General features: G+C 71.5%; 21 protein-coding genes. 7 read left to right on the top strand and 14 right to left on the bottom strand.

Annotated features, from left to right (window positions below):
• Positions 1–36: 36 nt before the first annotated feature.
• The 3 genes from CBQ26_RS10790 to CBQ26_RS10780 all read left to right on the top strand — a co-directional run bounded on the left by CBQ26_RS10790 (position 37) and on the right by CBQ26_RS10780 (position 2,782).
• On the top strand, positions 37–1,539 hold the full coding sequence (locus CBQ26_RS10790) for a DUF512 domain-containing protein (RefSeq protein WP_172418048.1): 1,503 nt from the start codon (positions 37–39) through the stop codon (positions 1,537–1,539).
• A 334-nt stretch (positions 1,540–1,873) separates the two neighbouring features.
• On the top strand, positions 1,874–2,251 hold the full coding sequence (gene mscL / locus CBQ26_RS10785; protein ID WP_088248649.1) for a large conductance mechanosensitive channel protein MscL: 378 nt from the start codon (positions 1,874–1,876) through the stop codon (positions 2,249–2,251).
• Positions 2,252–2,329: 78 nt separating this feature from the next.
• Positions 2,330–2,782: a DinB family protein gene (locus CBQ26_RS10780; protein ID WP_088248648.1), complete on the top strand. Its 453-nt coding sequence runs from the start codon at positions 2,330–2,332 to the stop codon at positions 2,780–2,782.
• A gap of 92 nt (positions 2,783–2,874) precedes the next feature.
• On the opposite strand, the gene CBQ26_RS10775 is transcribed toward CBQ26_RS10780, so the two are convergent.
• Entirely contained in the window at positions 2,875–4,083 is a 1,209-nt protein-coding gene (locus CBQ26_RS10775) for a vWA domain-containing protein (protein WP_088248647.1), read from the bottom strand.
• A 133-nt stretch (positions 4,084–4,216) separates the two neighbouring features.
• Here CBQ26_RS10775 and CBQ26_RS10770 point away from each other — a divergent pair, with 133 nt between their 5' ends.
• Complete coding sequence (locus CBQ26_RS10770) at positions 4,217–6,010, top strand: HRDC domain-containing protein (protein WP_088248646.1); 1,794 nt, start codon at positions 4,217–4,219, stop codon at positions 6,008–6,010.
• A 21-nt stretch (positions 6,011–6,031) separates the two neighbouring features.
• Here CBQ26_RS10770 and CBQ26_RS10765 read toward each other — a convergent pair whose 3' ends face one another.
• The 5 genes from CBQ26_RS10765 to CBQ26_RS10745 all read right to left on the bottom strand — a co-directional run bounded on the left by CBQ26_RS10765 (position 6,032) and on the right by CBQ26_RS10745 (position 10,335).
• Entirely contained in the window at positions 6,032–6,391 is a 360-nt protein-coding gene (locus CBQ26_RS10765; RefSeq protein WP_088248645.1) for a (2Fe-2S) ferredoxin domain-containing protein, read from the bottom strand.
• A gap of 4 nt (positions 6,392–6,395) precedes the next feature.
• Complete coding sequence (locus CBQ26_RS10760) at positions 6,396–7,121, bottom strand: ABC transporter ATP-binding protein (protein ID WP_088248803.1); 726 nt, start codon at positions 7,119–7,121, stop codon at positions 6,396–6,398.
• Between the two features lie 79 nt (positions 7,122–7,200).
• Complete coding sequence (locus tag CBQ26_RS10755) at positions 7,201–8,220, bottom strand: FecCD family ABC transporter permease (RefSeq protein ID WP_088248644.1); 1,020 nt, start codon at positions 8,218–8,220, stop codon at positions 7,201–7,203.
• Between the two features lie 4 nt (positions 8,221–8,224).
• The gene (locus CBQ26_RS10750) at positions 8,225–9,097 is read right to left on the bottom strand and encodes an ABC transporter substrate-binding protein (RefSeq protein WP_088248643.1); all 873 of its coding nucleotides are present in this window, start codon (positions 9,095–9,097) and stop codon (positions 8,225–8,227) included.
• Positions 9,098–9,672: 575 nt separating this feature from the next.
• Complete coding sequence (locus CBQ26_RS10745) at positions 9,673–10,335, bottom strand: lysophospholipid acyltransferase family protein (RefSeq protein ID WP_088248642.1); 663 nt, start codon at positions 10,333–10,335, stop codon at positions 9,673–9,675.
• Between the two features lie 152 nt (positions 10,336–10,487).
• Here CBQ26_RS10745 and CBQ26_RS10740 point away from each other — a divergent pair, with 152 nt between their 5' ends.
• The gene (locus CBQ26_RS10740) at positions 10,488–11,120 is read left to right on the top strand and encodes an NAD(P)H-binding protein (protein WP_088248641.1); all 633 of its coding nucleotides are present in this window, start codon (positions 10,488–10,490) and stop codon (positions 11,118–11,120) included.
• A gap of 55 nt (positions 11,121–11,175) precedes the next feature.
• Here the strand turns inward: CBQ26_RS10740 and xseB are convergent, their stop codons facing one another.
• A complete protein-coding gene (gene xseB / locus CBQ26_RS10735; RefSeq protein WP_088248640.1) occupies positions 11,176–11,439 on the bottom strand; it encodes an exodeoxyribonuclease VII small subunit in 264 nt (87 codons plus the stop codon).
• Positions 11,440–11,468: 29 nt separating this feature from the next.
• Here xseB and CBQ26_RS10730 point away from each other — a divergent pair, with 29 nt between their 5' ends.
• Positions 11,469–12,131 carry a flavin reductase family protein gene (locus CBQ26_RS10730; RefSeq protein ID WP_088248639.1) on the top strand — a complete coding sequence of 221 codons (663 nt, stop codon included), beginning with the start codon at positions 11,469–11,471 and terminating at the stop codon, positions 12,129–12,131.
• Between the two features lie 63 nt (positions 12,132–12,194).
• Here the strand turns inward: CBQ26_RS10730 and CBQ26_RS10725 are convergent, their stop codons facing one another.
• The 3 genes from CBQ26_RS10725 to CBQ26_RS10715 form a co-directional block, all read right to left on the bottom strand.
• The gene (locus tag CBQ26_RS10725; protein WP_088248638.1) at positions 12,195–12,815 is read right to left on the bottom strand and encodes a DNA-3-methyladenine glycosylase family protein; all 621 of its coding nucleotides are present in this window, start codon (positions 12,813–12,815) and stop codon (positions 12,195–12,197) included.
• 88 nt (positions 12,816–12,903) lie between these two features.
• Complete coding sequence (locus tag CBQ26_RS10720) at positions 12,904–13,770, bottom strand: serine protease (protein ID WP_088248637.1); 867 nt, start codon at positions 13,768–13,770, stop codon at positions 12,904–12,906.
• 84 nt (positions 13,771–13,854) lie between these two features.
• Complete coding sequence (locus CBQ26_RS10715) at positions 13,855–15,396, bottom strand: S8 family peptidase (RefSeq protein ID WP_088248636.1); 1,542 nt, start codon at positions 15,394–15,396, stop codon at positions 13,855–13,857.
• 531 nt (positions 15,397–15,927) lie between these two features.
• On the opposite strand from CBQ26_RS10715, the gene CBQ26_RS21885 reads away from it, so the two are divergent.
• The gene (locus CBQ26_RS21885) at positions 15,928–16,464 is read left to right on the top strand and encodes a YbaY family lipoprotein (RefSeq protein WP_172418034.1); all 537 of its coding nucleotides are present in this window, start codon (positions 15,928–15,930) and stop codon (positions 16,462–16,464) included.
• A gap of 21 nt (positions 16,465–16,485) precedes the next feature.
• Here CBQ26_RS21885 and tmpR read toward each other — a convergent pair whose 3' ends face one another.
• Genes tmpR through CBQ26_RS10690 form a run of 4 tightly spaced genes read right to left on the bottom strand, consistent with a single transcriptional unit; the run spans position 16,486 to position 20,075 of the window.
• On the bottom strand, positions 16,486–17,247 hold the full coding sequence (gene tmpR, locus CBQ26_RS10705) for a bifunctional dihydropteridine reductase/dihydrofolate reductase TmpR (RefSeq protein ID WP_229844139.1): 762 nt from the start codon (positions 17,245–17,247) through the stop codon (positions 16,486–16,488).
• A complete protein-coding gene (locus tag CBQ26_RS10700) occupies positions 17,244–17,654 on the bottom strand; it encodes an NUDIX domain-containing protein (RefSeq protein WP_088248634.1) in 411 nt (136 codons plus the stop codon). Before CBQ26_RS10700 ends, tmpR begins: the two co-directional genes overlap by 4 nt.
• A gap of 46 nt (positions 17,655–17,700) precedes the next feature.
• Complete coding sequence (locus CBQ26_RS10695) at positions 17,701–19,170, bottom strand: ABC transporter permease subunit (protein WP_088248633.1); 1,470 nt, start codon at positions 19,168–19,170, stop codon at positions 17,701–17,703.
• Positions 19,167–20,075 (bottom strand): DMT family transporter, encoded by a 909-nt coding sequence (locus CBQ26_RS10690; protein ID WP_088248632.1) that lies wholly within the window; start codon positions 20,073–20,075, stop codon positions 19,167–19,169. The genes CBQ26_RS10695 and CBQ26_RS10690 overlap by 4 nt, the downstream gene beginning before the upstream one ends.
• Positions 20,076–20,139: the final 64 nt, after the last annotated feature.

Below are 20,139 nucleotides of genomic sequence, written 5' to 3'. Positions count from 1 at the left end.
GAAAAGGGGTGATGTGTTGTGACGGCAGCTGAGAACATGCAGGATCAGGTTTTTCCCGCACCGATCAAGTCGGTGGAGGGTGGCAGCGCCGCCGAGCGGGCCGGGGTGCAGCCGGGTGACGTGCTGCTGCGCGTGAACGGCGAGCCCGTGACGGACGTGCTGGCGTACCGGCACGCGCTGTCGCAGGGCCGCGCGACGCTGGAGATCGCCCGTCCGAAGGAGGCGCCGCGTGTCATGACGGGCGTGGCGGGGACCGCGCAGGATCACCACCGGCTGTTCCTGCCGTCCCCGCCCAGCCTGGAGGACACCTTCACGTTCGACGTGGAGTGGGAGGATCCGGGCCTGGAGTTCGAGGAGGTGCTGTTCGACGGCATCAAGAAGTGCGCGAACAAGTGCGATTTCTGTTACGTGCATCAGATGCCGCGTGGCTTCCGCAAGAGCCTGTACATCATGGACGACGACTACCGCCTGTCGTTCCTGTACGGGTCGTTCGTGACCCTGACGAACCTCTCGGAGGGCGACATTCAGCGGATCGAGAACGAGAACCTCTCGCCGCTGTACGTGTCGGTCCACACGGCGAACCAGGACCTGCGGCAGGACATGATGAAGTGGTGGCGTCTGAAGGTCAAGGACCAGCAGGCGGTGCAGATCCGTTCCATGATCGAGCGGCTGGAGCAGATCGACCTGTACACGCAGATCGTGCTGGTGCCGGAACGCAACGACCGCGAGAACCTCGACGAGACCGTGGAGTACCTCGCGAGCCGGCCGAACGTGATCAGCGCGGCGGTCGTGCCGATCGGGCTGACCTCCCACCGCACGAACCTGCCGGACGTGCGGACCTTCACGCGCGAGGAAGCGCAGGACACCCTGCGGCGCCTGAACGTGTGGCGTAAGCAGTTCCTCGCGGAGCGCGGCACCCGGTTCGTGTTCCCGTCGGACGAACTGTACCTGCTGGCGGGCGAGCCGCTGCCGCCCGAGGAGGAGTACGAGGGCTTCCCGATGCTGGAAAACGGCGTGGGCATGATCCGCGACTTCCTGACCGAGGCCCTGCCGGAACTCCCGGCGGCGCTGCCCGAGCCGCGGCGCGTGATCCTGGGCACGGGGTCGCTGTTCGCCGAGTCGCTGGACCGCGCCGTCGAGCCGCTGCGGGCCATCGAAGGCCTGACCGTGGAGGTCCGGTCCATCGAGAACAAGACCTTCGGGAAGGTCACGACCGTGGCGGGCCTGCTGACGGGCCGCTGCTTCCGGCACGCGATCAAGCCGGGCGAGGCGGACCTGCTGATCGTGCCGCCCACCACCCTGCGCTACGGCACGGAGCTGATGCTGGACGACGTGAGCCTGGACGAACTGCGCGCCGAACTGCGCATGGACATCCGGCCGGGCGGCGCGACGCTGGGCGAACTGGCCCGCGTGATCCTCCAGGGCGCGCAGAGCAGCGGTCACCAGTGGGGCATGAGCGCCCACGCCGTGAAGGACGGCGGCCGCGACGAACCGGTGTCCGTGCAGGTCGCCGAGCAGAACATGCGCGGTCAGGCCTGAACGATTAGGAGGCAACCTCCGAACGGTTGCAGTCGGGGCGGGCACCGGGTCGTGGACCGGGTGCCCGTTTCCCATGTCGTACTGCGCGTAGAAAATACCCTCCGGGCGGGGACTCGGCACCCCGGCATTCTTGCGGTCGGGTACTGGAACAGACGGAGTCGGCCGCAGCGTGATGCCCGCTGAAGTGGTATAGCCCGCTGGGGGGGGTTGTCTGGGATTGCTAGCATAAATTTCTGTTTTTCAATCAGAAATACCCCACATCCCCCCAGAGAAGTCTAGACAATCTTATGTGAATTGCATTGTCAAGCGATGAATCGAGTGTAAAACTTCACGCATGATCAGCGGATTCAAGGACTTCATCATGCGCGGCAACATCGTCGACCTCGCCATCGCCGTCGTGACCGGCGCGGCCTTCGCGGCCCTCGTCACGGCCTTCTCGAACGCCTTCATCAACCCGCTGATCAAACTCGTCACGGGCGGCGGCGCCGTCGGCGGCAAGTTCACCATCAACGGCGTGGACTTCGACTACGGGCTGTTCATCACCGCCCTGATCACCTTCCTGCTCACCATGGCCGTCATCTACTCCGTGGTCGTCGTGCCCTACAACAAGTTCCGCGAACGCATGGCCAAGCCCGTCGAGGCCGCCCCCGCCGGACCCACCAACGAGGAAAAACTCCTGATGGAAATCCGCGACGCCCTGCGCGCCCGCTGAACCCCCAGCATCAGACTGAACCCCAGACTGAAGCGCGGCCCTCACACAGGTGGGGGCCGCGCCCTTATGCTGCCATGCATGACCCGATCCGCGAACTACGCCCGCTCCTTCCAGATGCACCGCGCCGCCCTGATGGACCTCTACGAGCAGCTGCCCGAGGACCAGGGCGGCTTCAGCGCCTGGGAAGGCGGCATGAACTTCATGGCGCAGGCCGACCACCTGTCCGTCAGTGCCACCCGTTTCCTCAGCATGATCCAGGGCCAGACGCCCGCGCCCGCCCCGGAACCCAGCCAGACCCTCACCGAGGCGCGCGGCCGCCTGTGGGACACCAACGAGCAGACCCTGGCCGCCATCAGCGCCCTGACCGACGAGGACCTCGCCCGCCGGGTGCCCGCATTCGGGGGCCGCGAGATGCCCGTCACCGCCCTGCTCGACATGATCATCACGCACGAGGCGCACCACAAGGGCCAGGTGTGGGTCATGGCGCGCATGATCGGGGTCAAGCCGCCCATGTTCGTCAAGATGGGCTGAGCCACCCCGCAGCCACCGAATAGCACGTCAGGACATCAGAAAAAGCCGCTGGCAGCGTGAATGCGCCAGCGGCTTTCGGTGCGCCCTGTCGTTCAGTTCACCAGTTTGGTCTTGTTCGTCACGAAGTCCATCAGCACGTACTGGCCGATGTTCTGCGGCGTCGTGAAGTACGCCTTGCCGCGCGTCATCTCGCTGACGCGGCGCACGAAGCCCACCAGTTCCGGGTCGCGGGCCAGCATGAAGGTGTTCACCTGAATGCCGCTGCGGCGGCAGCTGGCGACCTCGCGCAGCGTCGCGCCCAGCACGTAGGGGTCCAGGCCGTACGCGTTCTTGTAGATGCGGCCGTCCGGGAGGGTCAGGGCGCTGGGTTTGCCGTCCGTGATCATCACGATCTGCTTCATGTCCTTGTTCTCGCGCTTCAGCAGCTGCTGCGCCAGCCGCAGGCCGCCCGCCGTGTTCGTGTGGTACGGCCCGATCTGCGCCTGCGCGAGCTTGGAAACCGGGACTTCCTCGGCGCTGTCGTGGAACAGCACGAACTTCACGGTGTCGCCGGGGTACTGCGTGCGGATCAGGTGCGCCAGCGCCAGCGCCACCTGCTTGGCCGGCGTGAAGCGGTCCTCGCCGTACAGGATCATGGAGTGAGAGCAGTCCAGCAGCACCACCGTCGCCGCCGACGAGTTGTACTCGGCCTGCCGGATCACCAGATCGCTCTCCTCAAGGTTGTCGAAGCCCTTGCCCATCACGTTGCCCAGCGTGGCGGTCGTGTCGAGGTTCATGGTGTCCCCGAACTCGTAGGCTTTCAGTTCGCCGCTCATCTCGACGCCGCTGGCGTACTCGCGGGTGTCGTGCGCGCCCGCGCTGCTGCGGCCCAGGCCGCCCATCAGGTCGCGCAGGCTCTTGTACCCCAGGAAATCGATGCTCTTGTCGGTCAGCTGGAATTTCGCGTCGCCGGGGTCGCCCGCGCCGCCGCCCTCTCCGTCCTCGAATTCCTTGCGGATGAACCCGTCCTGTTGCAGGCGGTCCATCAGCTGCTGAATCTGCTGCCCCAGGCCCGTCTCGCGGATGTCGTCGGCCTGCATGGCTTCGAGCAGCTGCTCCTCGGGAATCATGCCGCGCTCGGCCAGCGCCTCCAGGATCGCGTCGAACAGGTCGTCCATGCTGGGCCGGGCGTCCGGGTCCGGGTCGTACGGGTCGTTCATGCCCTGCCCCAGCAGCGCCTCCTGAATCATCTGCATCAGTTCACTGGAATCCAGCTGGTCCAGTTCCCCCTCGAACTTGCTGTACCGGGTAATGCGCGCCATGAAGACCTCCGTTCCCTTCCAGCATGGCGCGTTTGGCCGCCGCACTTTGTAAGGGTCTGGGCGTTTGCGCGTGAACGCCGCCGCGCCGGGACGCTATTCCCCCCGCTGCGCCGGGTGCGTCACAATGGCGGGTATGACTGATGCTCCTGCCTCCCTGCGTCCTGACGCCCGCCTCGTGCGCCTGCACGCCGAACGCGGTGATCCGCAGGCGCGGCTGTCCGGCGCGCTGGCCGCGCTCGAGGGCGCCGACTGGGGCCTGCTGCTGCGCGACCACGCCGCCCTGGCCCACCAGCTCGCCGCGCAGCTGGGCCGCGGCACCCTGCGCGTAGACCCGCGCCTGCGCGTGAACCGCGACGCCCTCGCCGACGCCGGACTGGCCGCCGCGCCCCTGGACGCCGACTGGCGCGGCGCACGCGCCGTGTGGTTGATGGAACCCAGCGCCGACGACCTGGACCGCGCCCGCCGCGCCGGGGTGCCGGTCATCGCGGACGCCACCCTGGCCCCCGGCGGCGACTGGCTGCGGCGCGGCGCGACACTCGCCGTGTACCGCGACAGCGTCACCCTGACCGGCCACGGGGACGCGCCGCTGGCCGCGCTGTTCGGCACGGGCCGCACCCCGGACGCCGCCGGCGCGCCCCCCAGCGACCTGAGCGTGTCCCTGGCCCTGCGGGACGCCGCGACCCTGCCGCTGCGACTGGCCCGCTCGGCCCGCACGGCGGCGCAGCTGGCCGAGCGGCTGGGCGGCGCGGCGCAACCCGCCGGCCCGACCGCGCTGCTGCTGTCGCCGGACGCGGCGGCCGACACGACCGCGCCGTCCGGTGGGGTGCTCGCGGCGGCCCGCAGCGTGGGCGGGGGCGTGCTGCTCACGCCGGGCCTGGAGGACCTGAGCGTCAGCCTGGGCCTGCTGCGCGCCGGAGCGGCCCGGCCCGAGCAGTCCGGGTCGTTCCAGCCGGAACGCGCGCCGGCCGACGCGAACCGGCCCGGCCGGGACCGCGACGGCTCGCCCGAGGGCCGGGGAGAGGAGCGCCGCGAGTTCCGCCGGGGCGGCCGTGACCGCGCCGCGTTCGACCGGAGCGGCCGTCCCCGCCGGGACGAGGGGCGCCGGGATGATGGACGCCGCGACGAGCCGCGCCGTGAGGACCGCCCGCGCCGCGACGCCGGCCCCGACCGCGTGACCTTCGAGGCGGCGCCCACGCCTGCGCCCGCCCCGATTCCCGCGCCGGCCGAGGAGATCTGGGAACCGGAGATCGTGTTCAGCGACACGCCCGCCCCGGCGCACCTGCCGCTGCCGACGCCTGTCAGCTCCGGCCCGGATGCCCCGAACCAGCCGGCGGGCCTGCCGGACGTGCGGCATCTGGACCCGCTGCCCGCCGACGCGCTGTCTGGAACGCCGGACACCCTGACGGCGCCGGACGACGCGGAGGAGCGCCCGGAAGCGACCGACCCGAGCACCCCCGACCTGACCACCCCCGACGCGAGCGCTGCCGCACCACAGCCGGAGGAGACGCCCGCCGCGCGCCGCGACCGGCCGTCCCCGGAGCGGGCCGCCCGTGGCGAGCGTCCGGCCCGTGGGGAACGCCCGGCCCGCCATGAGCGCCAGGGCCGCCCGCTGCCGCGCGGCGCGGCGCCCGTGACGGCCGACCCCACCCCGGTCACGCTGGTGCCGGACCTGCCCGGCGGCCGCGAGGACCCGGCAGCCGACCTGACGGACGAGCAGGCCGCCGTGTACGCCCGCCTGCGCGACTGGCGCAACAGCGAGGCCAAACGCCAGGAGATCAGCCGGTTCATCGTGGCGAGCAACGCCACCCTCGCCGAGATCGCCCGCCGCATTCCCTACACCGAGGCGGACCTGCAGGAGGTGCGCGGCATGGGCCCCGAGCGCCTGCGCAAGTACGGCCAGACGATTCTGGAAGTCGTGCGCGGCTGACCTGCACCCGCCGCTCCTGCGTTACCGCTGCGTGCCGTCCCCGGGGCCGTAGCGGTGCTCGGCGGGGAGGGGCGCGCCGTCATGCACCGCCTGCGCCACGCGGGCCGCCAGCGGGAAGTCCACGGCGGCGTACCACGCTTCCTCCAGGCCTGCCCCGGCCGGGTCGGCGCGGTACACGCACAGGGCCGGGCCGTAACTGCACGCGCCCAGGCAGCCGCTCTCGGTCAGGCGCAGCGTGCCGCCGCGTTTGTAGTACGCCAGCGAGGCGCGTTCCAGGTGGTTCCACAGGGCGCGGTGCAGCAGCGCCGACCCGCGCGCCTGACAGTTGGGCCCCTGGCAGACGAGCAGGTGGCCGTTCGTTCGGAAGTACTTGGCTGGCATCGCCCTAATCCTCGGGGATGACCAGCAGGCGGTCTGCGTCCTGCACCACCCTGACCCGCACCCCGTACGCCGCGTGCAGGTGCGCGGGCGTCAGGACGTCGGCGGGCCGCCCGCTGGCAAGCACCTGCCCGGCGTGCAGCAGCACCAGCCGGTCCGCGCGGGCCGCGAGGTTCAGGTCGTGCAGGACTGCCACGACACCCAGCCCCCCGGCGACCTCGCAGCGCAGGTAGCGCACGACTTCCAGCGCGTACGCGAGGTCCAGGTGGTTGGTGGGTTCGTCCAGCAGCAGGAAGCGGGGCTGCGCGGCCAGCGCGCGGGCCAGGGCGGCGCGCTGCGCCTCGCCGCCCGACAGTTCCGACACGCGCCGGTCCTCGAAACGGCGGGTGTCCGTGCGGTCCAGCGCGGCGTCCACGGCGGCCTCGTCCTCGGCGGTCCAGGGGGAACGGGGCAGCAGCCCGAAGCGCCAGTCGCCCGCGCCGCGCCCCAGGGCGACCACGTCCCGCACGCGCGCGGCGGCCGGCAGGCCCTCGCTCTGCGCCAGGAACGCCAGCGCCCGCGACCGCTCGGCGCGGCTCCAGTCCCGCAGGGGCCTTCCGGCCAGTCGCACCTCGCCGCGCGTGACCGGGGTCAGGCCGACCAGGGCGCGCAGCAGCGTGCTCTTGCCCGCGCCGTTCGGGCCGATCACGGCCGTGAACTCGCCCGGCGCGAACGCCGCACTCACGCCCCGCACCGCCGGGAACGACCCGGCCTGCACGTGCACGTCGTGCGCCTCCAGCCGGTCCGGGCTACTGGTGGGACTGCTGGCCGGACTACTCACTGGACTGCCGCCTCAGCAGCCACAGGAAGAACGGCCCGCCCAGCAGCGTGGTCACGATCCCCACCTGCGACAGCGGCGTGGTGCGGGCCAGCAGGTCCGCGTACACCAGCAGCGCCCCGCCCAGCAGCGCCGAGAGCGGCAGCAGCGTCCGGTGGCCGGGACCGAACAGCAGCCGCACCACATGCGGCACGATCAGGCCCACGAACCCGATCACGCCCACGTACGCCACCGCGCCCGCCGTGGCGACGCTGGCCGCCACGACCGTGATCAGCCGCAGCCGCTCAACCGGCACGCCCAGACTGCGGGCCGTCAGTTCCCCCAGTTGCAGGGTGTCCAGCGCGCGGGCCAGCAGCAGCAGCACCCCGCCGCCCAGCGCCGCGTACGGCAGGACCGTCAGCACGTCCAGCCAGCCGCTGAAGCCCAGGTCGCCCAGCGTGTACGCCAGCACCTGCCGCGCGCGGTCCTCGCCCCGCAGGATCAGTGCCGTGGTGGCCGCGCTCAGGACGCTGCCCACCACCACGCCCGCCAGGATCAGGCGGTTCGGCGGAAAGCGGCGGCCCTCGCGCGCCAGGATCAACGTGCAGGTCACGGCCGCGAGCGCCAGCAGCAGCGCCGTCACGGGAATCAGGGTGCGCGGCCAGCCCGCCACGATGGCGATGGTCGCGCCCAGCGCGCTGCCGCTCGCCACGCCCAGCAGGTACGGGTCCGCCAGCGGGTTACGGAACACGCCCTGAAACGCGCCGCCACACACGCTGAGGCTCGCCCCCACCAGCACGCCCATCACCACGCGCGGCAGGCGGATCTGCCACACGATCACGTCGTTCCCGGCCAGCTCCTGACCGGTCACGCCGCGCCACAGCGCCCCCAGCACCTCGCCCGGCGGCACGGTCACGCTGCCCAGGCCGGTGCCCAGCACCACCGCCGAGAGCAGCAGCAGCACCAGTCCGGCCGTCTTCAGGGGCAGCGCCAGGGCGCCGGCCGCTCCCCGGCGGTCACTCGCGGCGGCCTCCACGGGCTTACTTGAACAGTTCCGGGTGAACGATCTTCGCCAGACCGCGCAGCGCCTGCGGCAGACGCGGACCGGGGCGGCCCAGCATGGTGTTCAGCTCGGTGGGGATGGTCACGACCCGCCCGGTCTTCAGCGCGCCGATGCTGTTCCAGCCGGGCCGCGCGCCCGCCGTCTTCGCGTCCACGCCCAGGATCAGCTGCGGGTTGGCCTTCACGATGAATTCCGGGTCCACCTTCGGAAAGTCGCCCATGCTGGCGGGAATGATGTTCCGCGCGCCCGCCTTGGTCAGCAGCACGCCCATGAACGAGTTCGGGCCGACCGAGTACGGCGTCGGGTCGATCTCCAGGTAAGCGGTGGGTTTACGCACCACGTTCCTCGTCAGGATCTCCACGCGGGCGATGTCGCTCTTCATGCGCGTCACGAGCGCCCGCGCCTGCGCCTCGCGGTTCACGACGCGGCCCAGCGTCAGGGTCTTGCTGAACACCTCGTCGTACGTCTCGGGGTTCACGGCCACCACCGTGATGCCCGCCTGCGTCAGCGGTCCCTCCAGCTTGCCGTACTTGCTGACAAGCACCAGATCCGGCTTCTGCGCGATGATCGCCTCGATGTTCGGGTCGTACAGGCCGCCCATCTTCGGCAGTTTCGTCACCTGCTGCGGGTAGTCGCTGTACGTGTCCACGCCCACCAGCTTCTCGCAGGCGGCAATGGCGCACAGCGTCTCGCTGGTGCTGGGCAGCATGCTCACGATCCGCCTGGGCTCGGCCTTCACCGTCACGGTGCGGCCCAGGTCGTCCTTCAGGGTCAGCGGGTAGGAGGTCGCGGAGGCCGCGCCGCTCAGGGCGGCACTCAGGGTGATCAGGGTCAGGACCGGAAACTTCATGGGAACTCCTTCCCCCCGGTAACGCAGCGCGCCGCCCGGAGTGGGCGGCGGCGGGGAAACACAGTGTCCGTGGCAGGCCCCCGGCAGCGGAAGCGCTCACGGCGTGCCCCCAGTCCGCGAGGGGTCAAGCCACGCCCGCCCACTCCGGGCGGCGCGAACGGCGGGGGTGCTCGGCCTTCACCGCCGCCTGTCACATCAGGGGGCCGGGGTTACCGTTGCGCGACAGGACCGGACTCTCACCGGATTTCCCCCCGCAGCCGTCACCGCCCAGCATAGCGCACGCCGCCCCCGACGGATTCCGTCCGTCCCGCTGGGCTGTCTCCGGCTGAAGGACCTGCCGGGTCCGGGCGGCGCGACTCAGCAATGGTGGGGACACTGTTCAAGCGGCAGAGGGGACAAGTATGGAACACGTCTTCTGTCACGCCATGCCTGCTCACCCCCTCAAGGGGGAGGAGCAAACACGGCGTGTTCACCGCTGGTCTGCCCGGAAGTGATGAACCTGTCCGCACCACTGCTCGTACCGACTCCGATTGAATGGGCTGTCAAGCCCGCTGGCTCCACGTCCGGAACCCGTGTCAGTACGTCCGGCCGACCGGTACGGCCAGTTCCCGCAGTGCCCCGGCCAGTTCCGCCGTGACGTTCCTGATTCCGCCGCGCGGCGAGATCGGCGCGCCGAAACGCACGATCCAGCGTTTCCCCTCGCGGCTGATGCCGGCCGGCAGGATCGGCGCGCGGCCCTTCGCGGCGATCAGGGCCGCCCCGCCGTGCAGTTCGCCGCCGCCGCGCGTGCCCTGCGGGAAGATGCCGACCGTGCCGTCCGCCTTCAGGATCCGCAGGGACGTGCGGACCGCGCCCAGGTCGTTGCCGCTGCGGTCCACCGGGAACGACCCCCCGGCGCGGATCACGTCCCCGACGAGTGGCACGAACAGTTCCTTTTTCGCCATGAACTGCAGGAACCGCCCCGGCGGCAACGCCCGCGCCACCAGGAACGGGTCCAGAGCGCTGACATGGTTCGCCGCGACGACCAGCGGCGTGCCCGGCGCGGGAACGTGCTCGCGGCCATGCACTTCCAGATGCATCCCGCTCGCCAGGACCGGCAGGTACGTCACGTTCACCACGAAGCGGTACACGGCCGGAATGACGGCGGGCGGGCCGGGTTCCGGGCGGGCCGGGCGCGGGTCATGCACCGACTCGGGAGAGCCGGAGCCGTTCAGGTCGGGGCGGGCAACGTCACTCATCAAGTTCAGAGGATACGCCCGCCGCGCGCCCGTGCAGGCCCGGTCTGCCCGGCCGCCACGTCCGCAACGCTAAGGGCCGCGTGAAGACTGCCCGTGGCGCACCGTGAGCGGCCCGACAGTGACCGGCGGGGGCGGCGCTCAGGCTGGGCGGCATGAAGATCACTGTCATCGGAGCAGCCGGAGGCGTCGGCCGCCGCGTCGTTCATCAGGCCGCGCAGGCCGGCCACGCGGTCACGGCCCTCGTCCGCACGCAGGAGCAGGCGGACATGGTCACCCTGCACGGCGCAGCCCCCGTCCTGGGCGACCTGACCGGCGACTGGCAGCACGCCCTGGACGGCGCCGAGGCGGTCGTGTGGGCGGCCGGGGCGGGCGTCAGCGGCCACCCCCAGGCCATCGACGGAGACGCCCTGATCGCCCTGACCGACGAACTCGTGCGCCGCGCCCCGCAGGGAGGACCGCGCCGGCTGGTGGTCGTCAGTTCCATGGGCGTGGACCGCCCGGACCAGATGCCGCCCTTCCTGAACGCCGTGCTGCGCGTCAAGGTTGCCTCGGACGCGCACGTGCAGGCCAGCGGCCTCGACTGGACCGTCCTGCGGCCCGGCGGCCTGACCGACACGCCCGGCACCGGTCAGGTCAGCGCCGGACTGCCCGCCCCGCGCGGCATGATTCCCCGCGACGACGTGGCCGCCGCCGTCGTGGCTGCCCTGCACGAACCCGGCAGCGTCGGCCTGACCACCGAACTCGTCAGCGGAACCACGCCCGTCCGCGAGGCCATCGCGGGATAACGGCAGGGGGAGTGGACCGCAGGGCGGCCGCGACCCACTCCGCACCCGCCAGGGTCTACTCCGCGCCGGAGTCGTCTTCCGGGTCGGTGTCGGCCCCGTCGCTGGCCCCGTCGCCGGCCCAGTCGCCAGTCAGGACGCCGCGCACCGCCTCGATGCGCGCGCGGCACTGGGCGTAGGCCTCGCGGGCTTCCTCCAGCAGGGGCAGCACGCGGTCCAGGTCGGCCTCGCCGGACTCCAGTTCCGCCGCGATGCGCGACAGGCGCGCGTACGCCTCGCGGTACGGGACGGGGCCGGTCGGGGTGGGCTGAGGCTCAGTCATGACCGGCATGCTACCGCTACGCTGCCCGCATGACCCAGGCCCCCACCACCCCGCCGGACGCGCAGCACTTCGACCTGACCGCGCTGCCCGCCGCCGCGCGTTACAAACTGCTGACCGCCACCGTCGTGCCGCGACCCATCGCGTGGGTCGGGACGCTCGGCGCGGACGGGCACGTGAACCTCGCGCCGTACTCGTTCTTCGGGCTGATGGGCAGCGACCCGCCCGTCGTGGCGTTCGCGCCCGGCGACCGCGCCGACGGCACCCCCAAGGACACCGCGCTGAACATCCCGCCCGGCGGCGAGTTCACCGTGAACATGGTCAGTGCCGCCCTGGCCGACGCCATGAACGCCACCGCCACCGACTTCCCGCACGGGCACGCCGAACCCGACGCGCTGGGCATTGCCCTCACGCCCGGCGTGAAGGTGCGTGTGCCGCGCGTGGCCGCCGCGCCCGCCGCGCTGGAATGCCGCGAGGTGCAGACCCTGACCATCGGCCGCACCCGCATCATCCTGGGCGAGGTGCTGGGCCTGACCCTGCGCGCTGACGCCGTGCAGGACGCCGAAAGGCACCACGTGGACACTGCCGCCCTGGACCTGATCGGCCGCCTGGGCGGGCGCGGCACGTACGCCCACACCCGCGACACCTTCACCATCGACCGCATTCCCTTCGAGGAGTGGCAGAAGGGACAGTAGGGGTAGGCCTTGACGTGCGCGCAGGCGCCGTGCAGACGCTGTTGACCATCAACCATCAACCACTCACACCGGTTCCCCACCGCCCTTCACGCGGGCGTTGTCGGCCCAGACGTAGCGGGCGGCGAGGGTGCGGTACGGCGCCCAGCGGGCCAGTACGTCGGCGCTCGGGGTGTCCGGGTGCAGCCGCGCGAGGCCCTGGCGCAGCGCGAGGTCCCCGAGGCTGAACACGTCGGGGCGGGCCAGGGCGAACATCAGGAACATCTCGGCGGTCCAGCGGCCGATGCCGGGAAGGGGCAGCAGTTCGCGGATCACGGCCTCGTCGTCCTGCTCGCTCAGGTGCGTGAAGTTCACCGCGCCGGTCTTCGCGGCCTGCGCGATGGCCTGCACGGTCCGCACCTTCGCCCAGGACAGGCCCGCGCCGCGCAGGGTGTCGCCGCTGGCAGCGAGCAGGGTGTCGGCGCTCACCTCGCCCAGCGTGGCGGTCAGGCGGGCGTGGATGCTGGCGGCGGCCTTCACGCTCAGCTGCTGTCCGGTCACGTTGCGGATCAGCGTTCCGAACGGGTCGGGGGTGGGCGTCAGGACCGGCAGGTCGCCCACGCGGGCGATCACGGCGGCCAGGACGGGATCGAGGGACAGGTGCGTGGTCGCCGGGGCGTGGCTGGTCAGCGGAGCGGAGGGAGGCACGCGCCCATTCTCGCGGATGGGGTGGGGCCGGACAGGGAAAGGCGAACCGGGCGGGGGGACGCCCTGGTTCGCCTGTGGGTGGAGGCGGTTACTGCGCGGCGATGCCGGTGTTCTGCGCGATCCAGTTGATGAAGCCGTTCACGCGGGTGTACACGCCGTAGCCGCGGCACTCGGCCGGGCCGTAGCTGACGGCGCCCAGGACGTAGAACTTGCCGTTGTACGGCGCGGCGAGCGGGCCGCCGCTGTCGCCGTTGCAGGAGTCCTTGCCGCTGGAGTACTTCCCGCAGATGGTGTTGGCGGGGCGGGTGCCGCAGTCGCTGCCGGTGGGCGTGATCGGTATGGTGACTTCACGCAGCGCGGTGGGGCTGGACGCGCCGGTCTCGGTCTTGCCCCAGCCGCTGACGGTGGCGCTCTTGCCGTTCACGTCCAGGATGGCCTCGACGGCGTTGCCGGGGAGCGCGGCGGTCTGCACGGTGCTGCCCAGCGTGAAGGCGCTCACGCGGATCAGGGCGATGTCGTTGGCGTAGGTGCTGGGGTTGTAGCTGGGGTGCTTGATGATCTGCGCGGCGGTGCGCAGCTGCCCGGTGCTGGTGGTCAGGTTGTTGATGCCGGCGCGCACCCGCATGGAGCTGGCGCTGTAGCCGTCCACGCAGTGCGCGGCGGTCAGAACCCAGGTGGAGCTGATCAGGGTGCCACCGCACCAGCCACCCGCGAGTTCGGTGCTGGGCGTCACGCTGACCTGATAGGGCCGGTTGGTGACGTTGGTGACCGTGCCGTACACGATCTGGCTGCTCAGGTCCCCGAAGGCGGGGGCAGTGCCGGTGACGGTCAGCGACTCGGCGGGCAGAGCGGCGGCGGGCAGGGCGGCTTCCGGGGTGGGGGTGCTCTGGGTGGAGCAGGCGGACAGGGCCAGGATGCCCAGGGCGGTCAGAGCGGCGTGCAGGGGCTTGAACATGGTGGAACCTCGTGAGGGGAGAGGAGGGGGCGGGCGAAGGAAACGGACCGCCCCGTGGGGAGGACGGCCCGTGGTAGACGCGCTTTAGCGGGTTTCGGTGAGGGTGTAGCTGCCGCTGCCGGAGTAGGCGTACACGCGCCAGCGGTACGTGCCGCTCGTGCCGGTGTAGGTGATGGCCTCGGTGCTGGTGCTGCCCTCGGCGCTCGCGACGGTGGTCCAGGTGCTGCCCGAGAGTTTCTGCAGGTACAGGTCGAAGTCGGTGCCCGAGGGGCCGCTCAGGTTGCCCTTCAGGGTGCCGCCCGCGTAGCTGAAGCCGGCGGTGCCGGGCTGGTAGGAGTTGCCCCGGCTGGCGACCGTGCCGGTGTAGGTGGTGCCGGTGGGGGGCGGGGTGACGGTGCCGGTGCCGGTGTACAGCAGGCGGTTGGGGCTGCCGGTGCCGGCGCTCGTGACCTTGCCGGTGGTGGCGTTGTTGATGAGGGTGCTGGTTACACCGCTGCTGGTGCTGCCGCCGTTCGCCAGTGCCAGCGCGGCGGCGCCCGCCACGTGCGGCGAGGCCATTGAGGTGCCGCTGATGGTGTTCGTGGCGGTCGTCGAGCCGATCCAGGTGCTGGTGATGTTGCTGCCCGGCGCGAAGATGTCCACGCAGGTGCCGAAGTTGCTGAACGAGCTGCGGGCGTCCGTGTTGGTGGTGCTGCCGACCGTGATGGCGCTGGCAGCGCTGGCGGGCGAGACGTTGCAGGCGTTCTGGTTCTCGTTGCCGGCCGCGACGACCATCACGAGGTTCTGGCTGGCGGCGCTGTTCACGGCGTCGTTCACGGCCTGGCTGAAGCCGCCGCCCAGGCTCATGTTCGCCACGGCCTTGCTGGTGCCCTTGTTGCTCACGGCCCAGTTCACGCCGGCGATCACGCCGGAGTTCGTGCCGCTGCCCGAGCAGTCCAGCACCTTCACGGCGACCAGACTGACGCCCTTGGCGACGCCCCAGGTGCTGCCGCCGACCGTGCCGGCGACGTGCGTGCCGTGGCCCTGGCAGTCGGTGTTGTTGCCGTCGCCGGTGGTGTTGGTGCCCCACACGGCGCGCCCGCCGAAGTTGGTGTGGGCGGTGTTGATGCCGGTGTCGATGATGTACGCCTTGATGCCGCTGGCGGTGGTGTCGTAGGTGTAGTTCCCGTCCAGTGGGAGGTTGCGCTGGTCGATGCGGTCCAGGCCCCAGGTGGCGCCGGTCTGGGTGGCGCTCATGCGCATGACGGCGTCCTGCTCGATGTACTTGACGCGGGGGTCGGCCTGCAGGCGGCTCAGGTTCTGGGCGTCGAGTTTCGCGGCGAAGCCCTGGATGGTCTGGGTGTACAGCTGCTGGACCTGCACGCCCTGCGGGTCGAGGCCCAGCGAGCTGATCAGGGCGTCGGCGCTCTGGAGTTTGATGCTGCCGGCGTTCTCGCCGCCGCTCAGGACGACGATGTACTGGCCGGGGATGGCGTCGGGGTTGCTGGTGCCCAGGAGGGGAGCCTGCGTGCGCGTGACGGCCGCGTCGGTGGCGGTGTCGGCGCTGGGGGCGGCCGCGTTCTGCGTGCCGCACGAGGCGAGGGCCAGGGTAAGGGCAAGTGTTCCAAGAGCGATACGTGCGTTCATGGTGGACCTCCTGGGGTGTTCCTGGGGTGTCATGCGGGAATGACGGCAGGAGAACCGCTGCGCTGGGCGCGGTTTTCTGCGGTGCTTCTCGTATGAGGGTGGGAACTTGGCCGATGATACCCACAGCGGGGGCGGCGCTGCATGAATCGCTGTGGAATTGGTCACATTTGTCTTTTCACGGATCGGAATGGAAGAAAAAACCCGACACCCACACCGAAAACGCTGTCCCGTATATCCGAACGCTTCTGGCTGGACCGATCTTCTATGAGGCGTCTCTCATTTTACTCATTATATTTTGATGGTGCGCTCGCCGAACGAATGGCTCTGGAACGTCAAAAAAGGGCGGCCTTCCGCGCCGACCTCTGCCGGAAGGCCGTTCGAAAGCACGACCGGTCACTTCTGGCTCATAAAACGGGAACGGCGGAAATGCGGCAACCTCGCTTGACGGCCCGCCCGGACCGCCTTCCAGGCAGGCAAACAGGCAGTTGCGGGCCTCTTGCAACGCCACGCGGCACGGGGCACCATGAAGATATGAACTTTTTCACACTCGATTCCCGGTCGCTGCCGCGCCTGCTGCTCGCGTGCGCCCTGCACGCCGCGCCCGCCGGCGCCCAGATCGTCCTCACGCCGGTCACGCCGCCCACCGCTGCGCCGCCCGCCACTCCGCAGCCCATCAGCCCGCGCTCCACCACGTCCGAACCGGCCCCCAGGGCGGACCTGCCGGCCGGCTGGCGCGAGGTGCGCGGCACCCTGCGACCCGACCCGGCCCGCCCGTTGTCCGCCCTGCCGCCCGGCACGCAGGCCACCCTGACCATCCGCGACAGCGCCCGGCCGGACACCCCGCTGGTCCGCGTGAGTTTCCCGGTCCGGCGCCTGCCCACCCCGTACTGGCTGAACTTCAACCCCGCCCGCCTCCAGAGCGGACACCGCTACACCGTGCAGGCTGTCCTGACCGACCCGTCCGGCGTGACCCTGTGGCGCGCCCAGGCGCCGCTGCCCACCACGACGCGCGCCCTGCTGCCCCTCACGCCCCAGCCGAGCGCGTCCCAGCCGGGCACCTCACGCTGAGCAGGGCGGCGCGGTTCCGGACTACAGGTTCCAGCCGCCCGCCACTTCCAGTTCCTGTCCGGTCAGGTAATCGCTGGCCCGCACGAACGACAGCGCCGCCCCGACCAGTTCCGGCACCGTCCCGCAGCGCCCGGCCGGAATCTGCGCGACCGGCTGGCTGACGCTCGTCTCGATCACGCCGGGGCTGACCACGTTCACGCTGACCCCACTGCCGGCCAGCACCACCGCCAGCGACCGGCTCAGTTGCAGCACCCCGGCCTTGGCGATCACGTACGGCACGATGCCGGGCCGCGCCACGTTCAAGGAGGCCCCCGCGTACCCCAGGTTCACGATGCGCCCCCAGCCGCGCGCGCGCAGCAGCGGCGCCGCCTCCTGACAGGTGGCGAAGGTGGCGGTCAGGTTGCTGCCCAGCATGTCGGCCCACTCGGCGTCCGTGGTGTCCAGCAGCGGGCGGTTCACGTAGTTGCCCACGTTGTTCACCAGCACCGCCAGTCCCGAGTCCGGAAAGGCCGCGTGGGCGGCGCGGACCAGCGCCCGCGCCTGCGCCGGGTCGGTCAGGTCGGCCTGCAACGCGGCGGCCCGCACCCCGCGCTCCCGGCACAGCTGCGCCGTTTCCTGCGCGTCGGCCTCGCTGCCCCGGTAATGCACGGCCACGTCGAAGCCCTCGGCGGCCAGCGCGACCGCCAGCGCCCGCCCGATGCCCCGCGACGCGCCGGTCACGAGCGCCGTTCCCCGACCCTGGGGCGCGGCCTGAACCGGCGCGCTGTCGGTGCTGTCCGTCACTGCTCGCCCCGCCGCAGCGCCAGTTCCACCAGCGTGCGCGTCACGCCGTTCAGCGGGTAGTCCAGCGCCCCGGACAGAGGCACCCAGGCCCACTCCTCGATCTCCTCGTTCGGGGTGACCTCGTGCCCGTCGGTGCTGGCGAAGAAATCCACCAGCAGCATGTGCGCGGGCCTGTGGAACTCCGGGCTCAGGACCGATTCCTGCGTCTGCGCGTACAGCACGTCCCGCAACTCCAGGCCCACCTCCTCGCGGAACTCGCGGGTCACGGCGTCCAGCAGCGTCTCGCCCCACTCGACCTTGCCTCCGGGCACCCCCCACAGGCCGCGCCATTTCGTGGTGCGCACCAGCAGCACCCGGCCGCCTTTGTCCCACACGAGCGCCCCCACACACACCAGCGGTCTGTCCATGCGGCCCAGCGTACCGTCCGCCGCGCCCGGCCGTCCGGGTGAACGCCTACCGACCCCGCCGCCGCATCACGCGGCGTTCCAGGCCCGTGATCACCGCGTACACCAGCACCCCGTACCCGACCAGCAGCGCGATCGCCGCGAACTGCGCCGCCTTGTTCTGGTACACGCCCGCCACCTGCACGGCCAGTCCCAGTCCCTTCTGGTTGGGGTCCACGAACTCCCACACGACCGCCCCGATCAGCGCCAGACTGGCCGCCAGCCGCAGCCCGCCCAGCAGGACCGGCAGCGCGCCCGGCAGTTCCAGCCGCGTGAGCCGCTGCCACCACGACGCGCGCAGCGTGCTGAACAGCTCATGGAAGGTCGCCTCCAGCTCACGCACGCCCACCAGGGTCGCCACCAGGATCGGGTACAGGGCGCTCAGGGCCGACACGACCACCGCCGGCAGGAACCCGAACCCCAGCCACGACACCAGCAGCGGCGCGAGCACCACGATCGGCGTGCTCTGCGACGCCACCAGGAACGGACTGAGGAAACGTTCCAGCGCCCGCCACTTCGCCAGCGGGTACCCGATCAGCACGCCACCCAGCGCGCCCAGCAGCGTGCCCAGCAGCGCCGTGCGGACCGTCACCCCGAACGCCTCGGCCAGCGCCGGCGCGGTCCGGGTCGCCTCCTGCCACACCGCGCCGGGCGTGGGCAGCAGGAACGGCTGGTTCAGGGCCGCCGCGCCCAGCTGCCAGCCCAGCAGCGCCAGTCCCACCGCCAGCAGCGGCAGCAGCCACCCGGCGCTGCGCGCAGCCGGCACGCCCGAGCGCACGCGGGTGCTGTCCCCGGTGCCCAGCACCGCGCGCAGGTGCGCCTCCAGCCCGTCGGTGTACGCGCTCACGCGGCCCTCGCCGCGCGTGTCGAGCACCTCGACGATCCGCCCGCCGCGCAGGACCGCCACCCGGTCGGCCAGCCACACCGCCTCGCGGATCGAGTGCGTGACGAGCACCGTCGTGCGGCCCGTCTTCTCGTGCAGGTGCCGCAACTCGGCGTTGAACCGCTCGCGGACCAGCGCGTCGAGCGCCGCGAACGGCTCGTCCAGCAGCAGCACGTCCCCGCTCTGCGCCAGCGCGCGGGCCAGCGCCACCCGCGCCCGCATCCCGCCCGACAGCTGCGCCGGGAAGTACGAGCCGTACTCCTCCATGCCCACCAGTTTCAGCGCCTCGGCGGGCGGCAGGCCCCCCCCGGCCCCCAGGTCGGCGGGCAGCGCCACGTTCCGCAGGGCGCTGCGCCACGGCAGCAGCCGGTAATCCTGAAACACCAGCGCCGGGGGCGTCCCGATCCGCACCGACCCGGACGCGGGCTTCAGCAGGCCCGCCAGCACGCGCAGCAGCGTGCTCTTGCCGCCGCCGGACGGGCCGATCAGCGCCAGGAACTCGCCGCGCTGCACGTCCAGCGTCACGCCGCTCAGGATCACCTCGCCGCCCAGCCGCACCGTCACGTCCTGCACGCCCAGCGGTCCCGCGCCGCTCACGCGCGGCCCCCACCCAGCGGACCGGGCCGCCCGCGCGTGTTCACCAGCACCACGCCCGCCACCGCCACCACTCCGCCCAGCAGCGTCACCAGGGTCGGGACTTCACCCAGCCACGCCCAGGCGATCAGCACCGCGAACACCGGCGACACGTACAGGAACGAGGTCGTCACGCCCGCCCCCACCCGCGCGAGCGCGAACGTCCAGGTCAGGTACGCCAGCGCCGCCGGGAACAGCCCGATGTACACCATCGCCAGGTGCGCGTCCAGCGGCGCCGCGCGCAGTTCCGCGCCGAACCCCGGCAGGAACACCAGCATCGGCACCGTCCCCGCGATCAGCGACCACACCGTGAAATGCAGCGGATTCATGCGCCGCAGCAGCGGTTTCTGAAACACGAAGTACACGCTCGTGAACACCGCCGCCGCCAGGATCAGCAGCGCCCCGCGCGTGAACTCCAGTCCCTGCCCGCCCCCCAGCACGATCAGCACCACGCCCCCCAGACTGACCAGCGTGCCCGCCCAGCCCGGCGCGTTCAGCCGCTCCCCGCCGAAGCGCGTGGCGAGCAGCGCCGTGATGACCGGCCCCGCCGCGATGATCAGGCTGGCCGTGCCCGCCGGGACGCTCACCTCGCCGTAGTTCAGGCACACGTGGTACAGCGTGATGCCCGAGAAACTCAGCGCCGCGATCCGCGCCAGGTCCGCCAGTGGCGGCACCGGAATCCGCGCGACCAGCGCATACACGCCCAGCGCGAGGCTGGCCACCAGAAAGCGGTACAGCGTCACGTGCCCCGGCGTGAAGGCCTCCAGCCCCGCGCGGATTCCCGCGAAGGCCGACGCCCAGAACACGATCGTGACCAGGATCGCCCCCAGCGAGAGGGCGTCCAGGCGGGCGGGGGCAGCGGCACTCATATGCGCGCAGGGTAGCGCAGGGCGGCGCGGGCCACGCCCGACCGCACCACGCGACCGTGGGCGG

Source organism: Deinococcus indicus, from assembly GCF_002198095.1.
GTDB classification, from domain to species: Bacteria; Deinococcota; Deinococci; order Deinococcales; family Deinococcaceae; genus Deinococcus; species Deinococcus caeni.
Note: the sequence above shows the minus strand (reverse complement) of the source record. Positions and strands in the feature narration are given on the sequence as shown.

Coding starts and splice junctions, on each gene's coding strand:
- CBQ26_RS10730 (WP_088248639.1), top strand. CDS start 11,469: ATGACCCAGGCCCCCACCACCCCGCCGGACGCGCAGCACTTCGACCTG.
- mscL (WP_088248649.1), top strand. CDS start 1,874: ATGATCAGCGGATTCAAGGACTTCATCATGCGCGGCAACATCGTCGAC.
- CBQ26_RS10745 (WP_088248642.1), bottom strand. CDS start 10,335: ATGAGTGACGTTGCCCGCCCCGACCTGAACGGCTCCGGCTCTCCCGAG.
- CBQ26_RS10775 (WP_088248647.1), bottom strand. CDS start 4,083: ATGGCGCGCATTACCCGGTACAGCAAGTTCGAGGGGGAACTGGACCAG.
- CBQ26_RS10780 (WP_088248648.1), top strand. CDS start 2,330: ATGACCCGATCCGCGAACTACGCCCGCTCCTTCCAGATGCACCGCGCC.
- CBQ26_RS10765 (WP_088248645.1), bottom strand. CDS start 6,391: ATGCCAGCCAAGTACTTCCGAACGAACGGCCACCTGCTCGTCTGCCAG.
- CBQ26_RS10770 (WP_088248646.1), top strand. CDS start 4,217: ATGACTGATGCTCCTGCCTCCCTGCGTCCTGACGCCCGCCTCGTGCGC.
- xseB (WP_088248640.1), bottom strand. CDS start 11,439: ATGACTGAGCCTCAGCCCACCCCGACCGGCCCCGTCCCGTACCGCGAG.
- CBQ26_RS10720 (WP_088248637.1), bottom strand. CDS start 13,770: ATGTTCAAGCCCCTGCACGCCGCTCTGACCGCCCTGGGCATCCTGGCC.
- CBQ26_RS21885 (WP_172418034.1), top strand. CDS start 15,928: ATGAACTTTTTCACACTCGATTCCCGGTCGCTGCCGCGCCTGCTGCTC.
- CBQ26_RS10740 (WP_088248641.1), top strand. CDS start 10,488: ATGAAGATCACTGTCATCGGAGCAGCCGGAGGCGTCGGCCGCCGCGTC.
- CBQ26_RS10715 (WP_088248636.1), bottom strand. CDS start 15,396: ATGAACGCACGTATCGCTCTTGGAACACTTGCCCTTACCCTGGCCCTC.
- CBQ26_RS10690 (WP_088248632.1), bottom strand. CDS start 20,075: ATGAGTGCCGCTGCCCCCGCCCGCCTGGACGCCCTCTCGCTGGGGGCG.
- CBQ26_RS10700 (WP_088248634.1), bottom strand. CDS start 17,654: ATGGACAGACCGCTGGTGTGTGTGGGGGCGCTCGTGTGGGACAAAGGC.
- CBQ26_RS10750 (WP_088248643.1), bottom strand. CDS start 9,097: ATGAAGTTTCCGGTCCTGACCCTGATCACCCTGAGTGCCGCCCTGAGC.
- CBQ26_RS10790 (WP_172418048.1), top strand. CDS start 37: ATGCAGGATCAGGTTTTTCCCGCACCGATCAAGTCGGTGGAGGGTGGC.